Annotated in this window: 13 protein-coding genes; all 13 read right to left on the minus strand. The window is 37.0% G+C overall.

Annotated features, from left to right (window positions below; translation table 11 throughout):
- Positions 1-18 precede the first annotated feature (18 nt).
- Positions 19-720 (minus strand): response regulator transcription factor, encoded by a 702-nt coding sequence (locus tag BM097_RS00200; RefSeq protein WP_090544716.1) that lies wholly within the window; start codon positions 718-720, stop codon positions 19-21.
- Positions 721-895: 175 nt separating this feature from the next.
- Positions 896-1,759 (minus strand): protease modulator HflC, encoded by an 864-nt coding sequence (gene hflC / locus BM097_RS00205; protein WP_090544718.1) that lies wholly within the window; start codon positions 1,757-1,759, stop codon positions 896-898.
- A 4-nt stretch (positions 1,760-1,763) separates the two neighbouring features.
- On the minus strand, positions 1,764-2,735 hold the full coding sequence (hflK, locus tag BM097_RS00210; protein ID WP_090544720.1) for an FtsH protease activity modulator HflK: 972 nt from the start codon (positions 2,733-2,735) through the stop codon (positions 1,764-1,766).
- A gap of 150 nt (positions 2,736-2,885) precedes the next feature.
- Positions 2,886-4,076: a hypothetical protein gene (locus tag BM097_RS00215; RefSeq protein ID WP_090544722.1), complete on the minus strand. Its 1,191-nt coding sequence runs from the start codon at positions 4,074-4,076 to the stop codon at positions 2,886-2,888.
- Positions 4,077-4,186: 110 nt separating this feature from the next.
- Positions 4,187-4,474, minus strand: coding sequence for a hypothetical protein (locus tag BM097_RS00220; RefSeq protein WP_090544725.1), 288 nt, complete (start codon positions 4,472-4,474; stop codon positions 4,187-4,189).
- Between the two features lie 5 nt (positions 4,475-4,479).
- Positions 4,480-4,938 carry an NUDIX hydrolase gene (locus tag BM097_RS00225; RefSeq protein WP_090544727.1) on the minus strand — a complete coding sequence of 153 codons (459 nt, stop codon included), beginning with the start codon at positions 4,936-4,938 and terminating at the stop codon, positions 4,480-4,482.
- Between the two features lie 9 nt (positions 4,939-4,947).
- The gene (locus tag BM097_RS00230; protein WP_090544729.1) at positions 4,948-6,021 is read right to left on the minus strand and encodes a lysozyme inhibitor LprI family protein; all 1,074 of its coding nucleotides are present in this window, start codon (positions 6,019-6,021) and stop codon (positions 4,948-4,950) included.
- A gap of 525 nt (positions 6,022-6,546) precedes the next feature.
- Entirely contained in the window at positions 6,547-7,338 is a 792-nt protein-coding gene (locus BM097_RS00235) for a hypothetical protein (protein WP_090544731.1), read from the minus strand.
- A gap of 406 nt (positions 7,339-7,744) precedes the next feature.
- Positions 7,745-10,078 carry a DNA internalization-related competence protein ComEC/Rec2 gene (locus BM097_RS00240; RefSeq protein WP_090544733.1) on the minus strand — a complete coding sequence of 778 codons (2,334 nt, stop codon included), beginning with the start codon at positions 10,076-10,078 and terminating at the stop codon, positions 7,745-7,747.
- 18 nt (positions 10,079-10,096) lie between these two features.
- The gene (locus BM097_RS00245) at positions 10,097-11,101 is read right to left on the minus strand and encodes a GerMN domain-containing protein (protein WP_090544735.1); all 1,005 of its coding nucleotides are present in this window, start codon (positions 11,099-11,101) and stop codon (positions 10,097-10,099) included.
- The gene (locus BM097_RS00250; protein ID WP_090544737.1) at positions 11,102-12,538 is read right to left on the minus strand and encodes a sensor histidine kinase; all 1,437 of its coding nucleotides are present in this window, start codon (positions 12,536-12,538) and stop codon (positions 11,102-11,104) included.
- Between the two features lie 11 nt (positions 12,539-12,549).
- Positions 12,550-13,245: a response regulator transcription factor gene (locus tag BM097_RS00255; RefSeq protein WP_090544739.1), complete on the minus strand. Its 696-nt coding sequence runs from the start codon at positions 13,243-13,245 to the stop codon at positions 12,550-12,552.
- A 20-nt stretch (positions 13,246-13,265) separates the two neighbouring features.
- Positions 13,266-13,835, minus strand: coding sequence for a ComEA family DNA-binding protein (locus BM097_RS00260; protein ID WP_090544741.1), 570 nt, complete (start codon positions 13,833-13,835; stop codon positions 13,266-13,268).
- Positions 13,836-13,856: the final 21 nt, after the last annotated feature.

The raw sequence follows: 13,856 nt of genomic DNA on the forward strand, positions 1-13,856 counted from the left end.
AATCATCCTCCTGATGAACTAATCATCAATCTTGTAGCCGTGCCCCCAGACTGCCTTAAGGTATCTTGGATTGGCACTGTCGTATTCTAATTTTTCTCTGAGATGTCTGATGTGGACTGCTACAGTGCTTTCTGCGCCTATAACTGTCTCATTCCAAACCTTCTCGTAAATGTCGCGGGGCGAGAGAACTTCCCCCTTATGGGTCATAAGAAGTTTTAAAATGTCAAATTCTAATGGTGTAAGATTTACCAACTCACCATCCAAGGTAACTTCCTTAGATTTATCGTTAAGCTCTATGCCACCAATTTTAAGAACACTATCATTGTCCTTAACTGTACCTGTAGATGCGCCAAGCAAAGTGTATCTTCTAATCTGAGATTTCACTCTTGCCATCAGCTCCACCGGATTAAAAGGCTTGGTTACATAATCATCAGCGCCGATAGTAAGTCCCATTACCTTATCAGCATCCTCACTTTTTGCAGTAAGCATGATGATTGGCACGTTGGAAAAGGTTCTGATTTCTGCCATGGCAGCAATTCCATCCATCACTGGCATCATCACATCCATGAGAATCAGCTTTATATCTGCCTGCTCCTTTAATGTGTCTACCGCTTCTTTACCATTTGCAGCGCTAATTACGTCAAAGCCTTCGCTCTTAAGATAAATCTGCAAAGCGGATACGATATCTGGTTCGTCATCACAAATAAGAATTTTGTTCATAGTCTCTCCCTGTATATGTATATTGACTCCTTGTTTTTCTGATGAAAAACAAAAACCTATGATTAATCACAAATATATCTTATTGTATATTATTTTAAGTTCCAATAGGGTAAATTATTAAGATTTGTTTAAGGAAAAAGGGATTGCAGCTATGCAATCCCAAGCTAATCGTTATTTAGAATAAAGAGCCGTTAAGAATACGTCCAAGCTCTGAGTTTTGGTCAAGGATAATTACATTGTCATCCCCAACTAATGAATCCAAGGAATCAAGGCTTCTTACGAAATTATAGAAGCTTGCTTTCGCTGGATCATTGTAGGCCTCTGAAAGAATACGCATATATTCAGATTCCCCTTCACCTTCAAGGACATCAGCCTGCTTTTTAGCTTCTGCAACAGTTACAGTAACCTGTTTGTCTGTCTCATTTTTAATCTTTTGAGCCTCAGCATCACCCTTTGCTTTGTAGCCTGCGGCAATATTATTTCTCTCAGAAATCATTCTTTCATAAACAGCGTTCTTATTATCCTCTGGAAGGTCAAGCGCCTTTATCTCGGCCTTGCCAATTGTGATTCCATACTGAGAAATGTCGGAATTAGATTCCTCTGTAATCTTCTTTGTGAGAGCACTACCGCGGGATGCGATAATCTCATCCTGTGTCATAGAAGAAATAGTCTTTTTAGTTGCATTATAAACTGCAGCCTCAATACGTTCATCTGCTCTACCCTTAACAGCGTTAAGTGTCTGATAGTACTTTACAGGATCTGATACGTACCAGGTAACATAATTATCAGCAATCATAGATTTCTTGTCCGATGTAATAACATCAGAGGTAGGAATATCATATAAAATGTTTGCTGTATAAACTGAAATAGTATTTTGGATGAAAGGCACCTTGAAATGAAGGCCTGGCTTGTCCTCCACATATTGAACCTTTCCAAACTGAGCAATGAGCATGGCCTCATCCTCTCTAACACTGTAGGTAGATGAGCCAAGTATGATAAGTGCTGCAATGACAAGCACTATTGGTAAAATCTTTTTCATAATATTATTCTCCTTCCACCTCATCTGAAATTGCTGAATTTTTAGCAGTTGTTCCATCATTAAGGATAATCTTTGACTGACCATCTGTAATGATTACACGAGTGTTTGGGAGAATCTCTTCAACCTTTTCAAAGAACATTCTCTTTTTAGTGATTTCCGGATACATTGAATACTGCTCGTACATCTTGTTAAACTTTGAGGCCTCACCTGTTGCTTCTGCAATTCTGGCTTCCTTAGATGCAGTGGCGTTTTGAACGATTTTATCTGCCTTTGCCTCTGCCTTTGGAATTTGCTCGTTCTGGTACTGCAATGCATTGTTTTTTGCTGTGTCTGCTCCCTGCTTCGCAGTTTCAACAGCTTTAAAGGCAGCTATGATATCCTCTGTTGGAGGCTCTGAATCCTGGATTGTAATGTTTTGTACAGACAGACCTATATTTGTATCCTGTAAGGATTTAACCATATCCTCTTTGACTTCTTGCTCAATTAATCCCTTTGCAGTAGTCATGGCTTCATCAACAGTATAGTTAGAAACCACTGTTCTGATATTTGCCAAGGCAATGTTTTCTAAGATTTCTTCTGGAGCCTCTGAATTATAAAGATAAGCCACTGGATCAGATACCTTGTATTCCATATAAAAATCGATATTCAACAGGTTAAAATCAGAGGTAATCATGATTCCATCCTCATCAGAAGCAAAATCCTGACTGTCATCATCAATGTAATATCCTATTCCTGTACCATGAGTTGTGATATCTACAGTCTGAAGTGACTGCCATGGAGCCTTGAAGTGCATTCCAGCTGTATCAACCCTTACAACCTTTCCAAACTGTGTTACAACACCATTCTTTTGTTCAGAAATAAAATAAACCGAGCGAAATGCTACTATGACAACTACAAAAACAATTAAGATTATCTTCCAATACGAAGAAATGTCTTTTACGCCATCCGTAACATTTTCTTTAAATTTGTTTTTCATACATTTATCCTTTCCCTAAAAAAATTACATAAAACATTATAACAAAGGGGTTAATATACTTCCATAATAAAAACTCAAAAACTGCCTTAATGTCTATAAACACTAAGGCAGTCTATTATTTGTTTTAATTGGCACTTTGATTATTTGTTACTACAACGCTAAATCCACATGGGCTACTGTTCCAGCAGCACCGGTACTTTCCTTCAGATAAATTCCCGATTTTCTAAGAACCGCATCGGTATTTCCAATTCCATCCTTGTAGCTGAATTCTGTATTGATGTTACCAAGATAAATGGCTCCAACATCAGCCTCCTTTAAACTTAAAAGCTTATCGTTGCCCTCTTCATCCTTTGTCCATACCTTAAGCTTGTTAAAGATAGTATCATTTTCATCTATCCAACCATTATTGTCCTCATCATACTCTGAAAGATCCTTAAAGCCATCCCCAGATTTGGTTCCAAATAGTTCCGAGCCATCATTAATTTTGCCATCTTCATTTTTATCTAATGCCAAAAATCCACTTCCCTTTCCTGTAAACGAAATTTCTTCCTCATCACCATCTGAATCAATATCAAATTTGAATTTCTGGTCGGATATGGATGTTAAATTTGTATCCATATTAATAACAAGTGGATCTGTAAGAATCCTTGTATATGTTTCATCCTTCAGGGTATCAATCTTTTGTACCAAGCTTCTTCCAAAAGCAAGTTCCACGTTAAAGCTTAAGCTTCTTCCATCAGATGTCTGAACCTCTCCTGTGCTTGCAAAGGTTGTGTTTTCATATTCCAAGTGTGTGCCCGAGGTGGCTGTAATTCTCTGCCAAACCTGGGTGCGAGAAACCGACTCCGCAGAGGATAGATTTAAAGTTTTTTGTTCACTACCATTAAGGCTAAACTTTACCCCTTCAGTTTCACAGCCACCCATAATTCTTCCTTGCAAATCTCTTAAAGATTTCATTTGTTCCGACAGCTTTTTATGAGTAGGACTGTTTTTTCCATTCAGCAAATCCAAAATCTTTTTTACAAGACTAACTTGCAAATCCTCCATGTCCCACTGGCTCATAGCTGCATTAGCTTCTCGAATCTGCTTGTCATGCTCAGCCATCTGCCTAAACATATTTTGCAAATTCTCTTGCTGCCTTTTCTTGGCTGTGTCTTCTTCATTTTTCTGTAACTGTTCAAGTGATTCTTTGTAAGATTTTTCCCCTTCTTCAGACAGCTTAAGTATTGCACCAAGCGCATCCACATTCGCCCTGCGTTCAATTGTCAGCTGCTCTACATGGGTGATAGAATAAGAATTGTGACTAGATGCCATGTTTACATGGCTGTTTTCAATCTTCATAGCGGACTCCTTTCCACAAATAAAGAATATAAAAAAGTGCCAAACGCTTGAAGACCTTTGCACGTCCCTATGCCTGGTCTTCTATATTTGTATCGGCACTTTTGATATCATTATTTAGTTAATGAAGCTACTACTCTTTTAATCCAATCAAGCTCCCATTTGATTCTGACATTAAGAATCTCAAGTTGCTGATTAAATAAGTTATCAATTGTCTCTTCTTTTGAAGTCATAAGTTTCATAGCTTCACAGTTTTCATACATTTCATTGTACTGAGAAACCTTGTTATTAAATTCATTTTTCAGCATAGAAGATACACCCTCCTGCTGATAAGCGGACTGCGCTTTTTCATGAACCAATGACATCTTATTATATAATTCTTCTAATTTAGACTTATCCATAGTGTTTATCCTTCAATTATAGTATCTAGCAGATTATCCTCTTTGTCGTATATTAGCTTAAGGAAAAAATAATCCTCTCGTTCATTTAACAGCTTCAAGAAGGTTCTGTCCCCCTCCCAAAGATTTAGCTGCGGAACCTTATCAATATCAACCCACATTAATTCACCTTCGCTACATTCCTTTGTAAGTTCGCCTGAAAAATCATCACTTGTAAAAAGGATTGCATGCTCTGTTTCATTACCCATAACAAAGGTAATATAGCCTCTTGGACTTACAGTATTAAGGATTAATCCGGTTTCCTCAAACACTTCACGCTTTATACAATCTACAGGAGATTCACCCTCTTCCACATGCCCACCAACACCAATGTATTTTCCGGCATTAATGTCTTTTTCCTTCTTGGTGCGGTGAAGCATGAGATATTTATTATCTTTAATTAAATAACAAAGTGTTGTAAGCGTCATAATATTATCCTATTTTAAATAATTTAAAAGTTCCTTACAGCGGTCCATGGTCATTGTTGCATAGGTATCATTGTAGTCAACAGTTGCCATACTACCACCGTCATGCTCAGCGGTTGCCTTCTCAGCACTAGCATCTCTATCCTTAAGCCACTGCCTTTGCTCCTCAAGAGCTTTGTTAAATGTAGCTTCATCTGTATTGTACTTTATTATTCTCCAGATATAATTAAGACACTCATCCGAAACTCTAATCTGATTTGATGTAGCCTCTACCATATCTGCAATAGTAGCTGCTTCTGAAAGCTGATCTGCATAATAATCATAGCTTTCCTTATATGTTTTATAATTACTTTCAGCATCTTCCTTTGGAGCCATTCTCTCATAACTTGTAATACCCTGATTTTCATTAACATTTACAAGCGCAAGATTTTCTAATGTATCCTGCTGATCTTGTGCATCAATAAAAATCCAGTGCTGAACTTCCTCATCTATTTCTGAAACAGGCTTACCTGGCATATAAATATCAATCTCATCTGCATTTGAAAGCGCATTTGGGTTTGTAGGAATATATTTTACACCATCTTCAATATATTCACCCATATTATTTATTACTTTAATATCCTTTAAGTGCATTTTATATGTATATTCATCCACCTTTTGAATATTCTCGAAATGACCTTCATATTCACAGTAATAAAATGTACCATTTGGATATTCATCACCAATATCACCCATATCAGAATCATGGTAACCTCCATGGAAACTCCCGTCCTTATTGATGTTAAAATCATCTTCCCAGCCACCAGCTCCAATACTGAATGAATAGCTATATTTCGCCAAATCCTCAAATGTTAATGTGGAATCATTAGCTTTAGTTGTTTCAGTAGTGTCATTCTCTGCCTTATTTGTGTCTGTTGTATCACCTACATCCTTTGTATTATATGTACTTTCCTCATCCACTGTAGTATCTGCCCCGCTTCTGTTTACCAAGAAATAAACACCACAGCCAGCCACAAGCACTAATGCAACCGCAATCAAAACAATACTTATTCTTCTTTGCATTCTTTTCTTATGTCTTTTACTCATACACTAATCTCCTTCCAGATGCCCAAAAGCATCACCAAAATATTTTAATACAATGGTGATGCGTTTTCTACACTCATTCATTTTCCGGAGCATAAATAAAAAACTATATAGATATTTAATTCTTTATTCCAATTGATATTACTATCTAGGAATCAATAATCATCGCAGGTAGTAGTCATTTTAAGATAGTCTACTATCTAAAAGTAATTTTGCTCTTACAGGTAGTAGCCCTATCACCTACAACTACTATCTATGCCATTTTTTTCTTCACAGATAGTAGTCATCTAACTGGCCGTTACTATCTGTAAAAGGAACTTATTCTGTAGATAGTAAACCTCTAAAAAAGCGCTACTATCTATACAGCTATCTCTCCGTCTAGGTAGTAGTCGTTCTCAAAACCACTACTATCTATATTTCATTTTTAAGGCTCAGATAGTAGTCACATCTAAAACTGATACTATCTATTTATATTTTGCTTTAGAAAATAGTAATATTAGGCTTATACTTGTACAAAATCATAGAACATTACATTAGTAATCTCTTTATTTTCTCTTCTACAAGCTTAATATCAATTCCTATACCTTCAGCTTCCACCGAAACTATAAGATTATCCCCTAAAAGTATTCCTGATTTTTCATATTTTGCCAGTTTTGCCAGATTCTTATCAGAATATGATTCATCAGAAGCTAATCCAAAATGTTCCCAGAAATATGTCTTTCTTTCTCTAATATTCAATAATGCAAAATCTGGATAGACTTTACGTCCGTTGTACAACATTACTTCTGGTTCATACTTATAAATCACTCCATACTTAGCAAATAAATCCGCCAAAATCTTTTCTGATTTTGAGCGAACCTCTTCCCCTTTGTTTGTAGTGTATGACACTGAAAAATCATATGAATTTTGCTCTCCTAAATATTTATTTCTCCATTCAACTATAAATTCATCATCCGTTTTTTCGATTGGATGCACCAGTCGCTTTTTTCCGTCCGCTAAAGCTTCATAAGAATCTTTTAAATATGTTCCATTATACTTACATAAAAATCTTTCAATAGATTTTTCCTGTGCGTAAAGATTGGCAAGTAACTTTTCATAATATTCCTTTTGTGCCAAACGCTTTGCCAATTGTTTATCATCGGCCTTAATATATATTAAATCTTTAGTTTCATCCCTATAATAATATTGATAGCATTTATTACTTTTCTTCTGCACTAATGTGTAGTTTATAATGTCAGAATATTTTTTAAGTTCTAACATAACTTTTTCTCTATGCCTTTTTACAATTTCTAATTCTTCCTCTAATTCTTTAACATTCATAAATATATCCTTTCAATCATTATTACTATCTAAAATGAATATTTCATATGAGATAGTAGCCATTCTCTTCTGGACTACTATCTATAATTAATTTTCTCTTACAGGTAGTAGCCCTATCACCTACAACTACTATCTATGCCATTTTTTTCTTCTCAGATAGTAGTCATCCAACTGGCCATTACTATCTGTAAAAGGAACTTATTCTGTAGATAGTAAACCTCTAAAAAAGTGCTACTATCTATACAGCAATCTTTCCGTCTAGGTAGTAGTCGCTCTCAAAACCACTACTATCTATATTTCATTTTTAAGGCTCAGATAGTAACCACAGCTATACCTCCTACTATCTACATGTACTTTTTCTAGCACGGATAGTAATCATTGCATCAATAACAAGAAATAAGATATCCTAATACTGTTTTACGTATTCATCTACAACGTCTGTGGTTACTTTTATGCGGCCGGAGTTCATGGTGTAGTATATGGTTTTGGTGGTGGCCTCTAAGCGGTCTACGGCCTCGGCAGATGGATGTCCGTAGCGATTTTTCTTGGCGCAGCTGATTACAGCCACATCAGGGGATAGAACAGATAAAAACTCAGGGTCGGAGCTGTATTTACTGCCGTGGTGGCTTACCTTCAGTAAATCGACATGGCCAACCCCACCACTTGCTGCTATAGCCTGTTCCTGTTCGGCACCGATATCACCACCGAAGAAGCCGGAGTAGTCACAGTCTCCATCGCAATTGGCATCATATTCCATCAATAGCGACAATGACAAAGCGTTTATATCATCGGATGTCATTCCAGAAAATGGATATACACATTTAAATGACAAATGCTTGGTTCCACAGATGTCGCCCTGATTCATGTAAACAATATTTGTACCATTCGCCTTAGCCGCTTCAATCAGCTCGTTTAAAGTATCTCCACCAGGAATTTCAGCAGAAAGTACAATATTATCAATTCTGTAGCCTGTACTAAGCAGCTCCAACACACCTGACACATGATCTAAATCCATATGAGATAAAAACCAATAATCAATATGCCCTGCTCCCTTGTATTTCAAAAATGGCAACAGGGTATATTTTCCAACAGCATCCGAGCTGGTACTGCCTCCATCTATAAAAAACCGTGTTCCATCACCGGAGCTAATGTATATTCCATCACCCTGCCCAACGTCAAGAATGTCCACCTCGAAGCCTTGCCTTTCAGGAATAAGCCATAATCCAGCAGCCAAAGAAAGCAAGCAAAGAATTATTACTAGCTTATTTTGTATTCCTTTAAGTATCAGCCTTGGATTAGATTGCTGGATTGATTTTTCTCCAGTCTTCATACAAATATCGTAAATACGAAATACATTTACAATTAGTATCAAAACTAAATAATAAAAAATCGCCACGCCTATACTATGCCTTCCGACTATTGTCCTGGCCCTTGGAAGCTGACTAAAGGTAATTGCACTCATCTCATAAAAATAAATAATCAAATGAGCCGGAAGCAATATTGCCTTTGCTGCTGGTAGAATAAGCAATCCCACAAAGCCTCCTAAAAGCCCTAGGCCAAGTAGAAACGGCATAAGAGGCAATAATACGGTGTTCAAAACAACAGAATATAAAGGTGTTTCATAGTAAAAGTAGGTAACAATAGGAAGCATAGCTACCGTAATAACAAATGAAAAAATTAAACTTGAAACCAGTCCTTCCCTTATGCGCACTCTTAAGGGGATTTTTTCTTCAGGATTAAAACCATTATCGGAAATACGAAGTCGTTTTCTCCCCTGACATATATTTTTGTACAGCTGACATACTGGTAATGCAAAATATAAAATCGAGAGTATTGCTCCAAAGGAAAATATAAAGCTGGCATTCTTTATATAAAGTGGGTTTTCAAATAACAGAAAATCTGCCATAACAGCTAAAGCCGTTTTTGAATCGTAGGCCTCTCCTAAAATATCTGCCAGAAGAAAAATCAAAAACATACCTATTGCTCTAACAGAAGACACACTGCCGCCAGTAAGCAAGCCATACAATACTGCAATTGCTCCTGCAATGCTTCCACTGATAAGAAAACTAATACCTCTATTTCTCAGGAATCTGTAGGAAGCCATGCAGACAACGGATACATGTAGGGCTGAAACTGCCAGCACATGTGCTATTCCCACCAGCTGAAACAACGTCTTAAGCTCCCCCATCAATTCACTTTTATTACCAATACAAACACTAGCAATAAAGCCAGCCTCCTCCCCTGGTAATATGCTTTTGTAAACCTTTAGAAGACTTTGATTCAATCGAAAAAGACTATCTCCTGCAACTAAAAAACCAGCGTAAACCTCATTAACCTTTGGCTCACTGATTTCAAAAAAGTAGCCCATAGATTCATAATAAGCCTTCTCGTCAAAGCCGCCTTCATTTCTGGCTTGCCTAAAATGCTTTACAGTACCTACAATATTTACTTTACTTTTGTTTGGAATTTTATCGGAATCTAATTTAAATATAAAAGAATTGTTATTCAAAGTGCCGTTTTCACAGTTCACAGTGGCACCATCAACATAATAGAGAATTGAATCGTTTTTAATTTCCTTGCGGGTAATATTACCTGTTGCATTAACACTGGTGCCCTCCTGCAAGGCCTGCCGGACAGCATCAGCTTTGGCGTAGGCCCCAATTAAATCCTTGGGGCCATACACGCTAAATGCAACAATAATCATATAAAACAAGGAAATCAAACATAGCTTTCGCCTCATGGTTCATTTCCTCCGTATCTATTCTTCAGGAACCTCTTCTTCTGTATATTCCTCAGAATAATCATCATCTAAATAAAGAAGCCCATCATCAAAATCATATCTTTGCTCGTTGATAATGTCTTCATTTCTGGATATTGCCTTTGACAAATCCACATCAACATTTGATATTCTTGGTGTCTCGCCATTTACAAGAATCTGTACCTGCTTAATATTATCAAGTTCTGTAAGAGAATTGACTATGGAATAAACAGTGACATTCTCTGTAACACCAGTGACAACAGTTTCTATAGCACCATCAAAATTAACAATGCACACTCCATTGTCTGAAATAGTAATGGAATTAAGCTTTGTTCCACTAGGAAGAGCTGAAAGCAAGCCCTCTGTCTCTGGTCCCTTCAAAAGCTGGTCAATAACAAGCTTCTCCAAGGATACATTTCTACTGTAATATACCTCTCTGGTTTCTGGAACAGTAGATACGCCATCTGCACTTGCAAAATACAAAGTAAGATCTGTATTAAGAAGAGAATCGGTTTCCTGACCAAAATCCTCTATAAATGTATCCGCAGTCATAGTACCGATAGCCTCACCGTTTGAATCGGTGAGTGGCGAATTATTTACAAAAATAGAAACTGATTTAACACCCTTAATCTGAACTAAAGTCTTAACAATTGCTGCCCTTACAAGAATTTCCGTATATACATCAAGGGCCTCATAGTCACCTACAAAATACAAATTTAGGCTCTTATCATTTAACTCCCAGTTTTTAACATCAACCCCTGATGGGATTGTGTTAATAGCATCAATATCATCTACATCATGTGCAAGCTCTTGCAATGCCTCGGCTATTTGCCCATCAGTATCCTGACTCTTAAAGGCATAATCAAGGGCTATTATTCCTGCCTTATCTGCTCTTACATAGTAGATGCTGGCATCTGCCTTAGTAGCAGTTTTACCACATGACATTGATAAGAATCCCATTACAAATATCATCAAAAACGAAAGCACAAATCTTATTTTTCTCATTTAGTAAGCCTCCTTCTTGATGTAATTTAGTGGAACTCTAACATCAAAGGTAGAGCCCTCTCCTAGTGTAGAGCGAACCTTAATTTCACCATTATGCATAGCGATTGAGCTCTTTGTAATAGCAAGACCAAGTCCCGTTCCACCAATCTCTCTGGAATGAGATTTATCTGCACGATAAAATCTCTCGAAGATATGATCAACAGAATCCTCTGGTATACCAAGTCCATTATCCTCAACCTTGATATAGAAGAATTGATGATCTGAATTAAGTGAAATGTGTACCCAACCACCCTCGTTGTTGTATTTAATGGCGTTCTCCACTAGGTTTGTAATTACAAGAGTAAATTTAACCTCGTCAACCTCTGCAACTACTGGTCTGAAGGATTCGTACACAACCTCAACATTAGCCTTTTCTGCTATAGGCTTTAATCTCTTAAGAATATGATCAATCAGCTCGTTGATATTAACTGCAGTAACATTAAGCATTGCACCACTTTTATCCATACGAACAAGACTAAGCAAATCGTTGATAATCTTTGTCTCGCGATCGATTTCGTCTCCAATATCAACCATGAATTCCTTGTACATTTCGATTGGAACATCCTCTGAACCATTCAAGGAATCTGCAAGAACCTTCATTGAGGTAAGTGGAGTCTTTAGCTCGTGAGACACATTAGAAACAAATTCCTGTCTGCTTTCATCAATAGAGTGAAGCTTTCCAATAACCTCGTTAAACTTGTTTCCTATAGCCTCTACCTCTACAAAGGATTTTTCCTCTGGAAGAAGGGTGTCTGACTCTCTAATAATAGAATCAAGTGAATTAGCCATCTTTTTAAGTGGTCTTGAGAAATAAATCCGTGAAAATACAGCTATTAAGATAGAAAGCGCAACAATAATCACCGCTCCTATCAAAATATAAGAGACAAAGGTATCCTCATTCTGTGTCATGTAATCCATAGATTTATTCATGACCAATACGCCCACTATATCTCCATCGGAATTAACTAGAGGCACCGATACAATTAAGTAATTGGTAGCCTTATCATAATAATAAAGAGACTGACCCTGCATGGAATATATAATGTTTTCCCAGATAACTGTCTTTCCTATATCTGCTGAAAAGGAATCCTTAATGATTTTTAAGGCAGAATTAACGATTAGAATACGACCATTATAGGTGTCGGCTACAGATTTGAATTCTGTATCCAAAAGCTCATTATCTTCACCAGCCGCATAACCACTAGTAACTATTTGATTGTTATAGGAAATTGCCTGCGCCATAAGATTAGTGCCATCAGTGTGAACAGATACTGATTCGTAAACACGCAAAGAAATAGGCACACATACCATAAAAGGTAAGATGCCTACGCAAATTATGATTAATGCAATTTTAAATCCTATACTACGAAAAAAAACTAAGCTAAATCTATTTTTCATACTAACTCACTTTACATATAATAGTATCCAACGCCCCATTTTGTACGTACATACTTAGGTTCCTTTGGATTAGGCTCAATTTTTTCTCTAAGACGTCTAACATGCACATCAACTGTTCTCTCGTCACCTGGGTAATCCTCTCCCCAAATCTTATGAAGCAAATCCTCTCTTGAGAATACCTTCTTAGGGTTTGTGACAAGTAAAAGAAGCATATCAAACTCCTTTGAAGTAAGATTGTATTCTACTCCTAAAATTGTAAGCCTGCGGTTACTCTTATCTAAAACTAAATCGCCATTTTCAATAACATTTTCTTCCTTGTGCTCCATAGCTACAGGCTGACCTAAAGCAGCTCTTCTCATAATCGCTTTGATTCTGGCCTTAACCTCAAGGATATTAAAAGGCTTTGTAATATAGTCGTCAGCACCATATTCCAGACCAAGGATTTTATCCATATCATCGCCCTTTGCAGTAAGCATAACAATTGGTACTGTAGAAAACTCTCTAATACTCTGACATACCTCAAAACCATCAAGCTTTGGAAGCATAACATCCAAAAGAATCATATCGTAGTGATTAGCTGTGGCAAGATCTAATGCTTCCTGTCCATCATAGGCACAATCTACCTCCATACCATCCTGCTCTAAAGAAAATCTGATTCCTTTGACTATGAGTTTTTCATCATCGACAACTAATACTTTTTTAGCCATTTCGTTCCTCTAAACTATTCTTAAATTTTGATAAGTGAATTAATTTGATTGAATATGCCATCGCCTATTCCAGATACTTTTTTAATGTCTTCAATGGAAGAAAAATTTCCATTTGCCTCTCGATATGCAATAATCTGATTTGCCTTAGATTCACCAATACCTGGTAAAGATCTTAGTTCTAATAGGGTGGCTGTATTAATATTGATAAGTCCATCATCGGCTTCTACAGCTGCCTGTTTAGCCTCAAGTGCCTTTGTTTCCTCTACGGTGTAGACGTAAAGCTTCTGCCCATCCTCTAAAAGGGCTGCTTGATTGATATCACTATCATCTGCCGATTCAATTAGACCACCAGCAGCTTCAATTGCTGCATAGACTCTAGAGCCTTCGGGAAGTTCATATACATCAGGACTTTTTACAGCCCCTGCAACCTGAACATAAATGGTAGTAGGCAAAAGCTCATCTACCACCTGCTCTGTAGCATTAGTATCTTCTGTTTTTTCCACCAGCTCTGTGGATTGAAAGTATGATGCTTTGCCACAGCCTCCAAGCAAAAAAAGGCTACAACAAGCAATACAAAATAATTTTTTCATAAATCTCCTTTCTTATCATAA

The sequence above is a fragment of the Pseudobutyrivibrio sp. OR37 genome (assembly GCF_900113655.1).
In the GTDB taxonomy this organism is placed as follows: domain Bacteria; phylum Bacillota; class Clostridia; order Lachnospirales; family Lachnospiraceae; genus Pseudobutyrivibrio.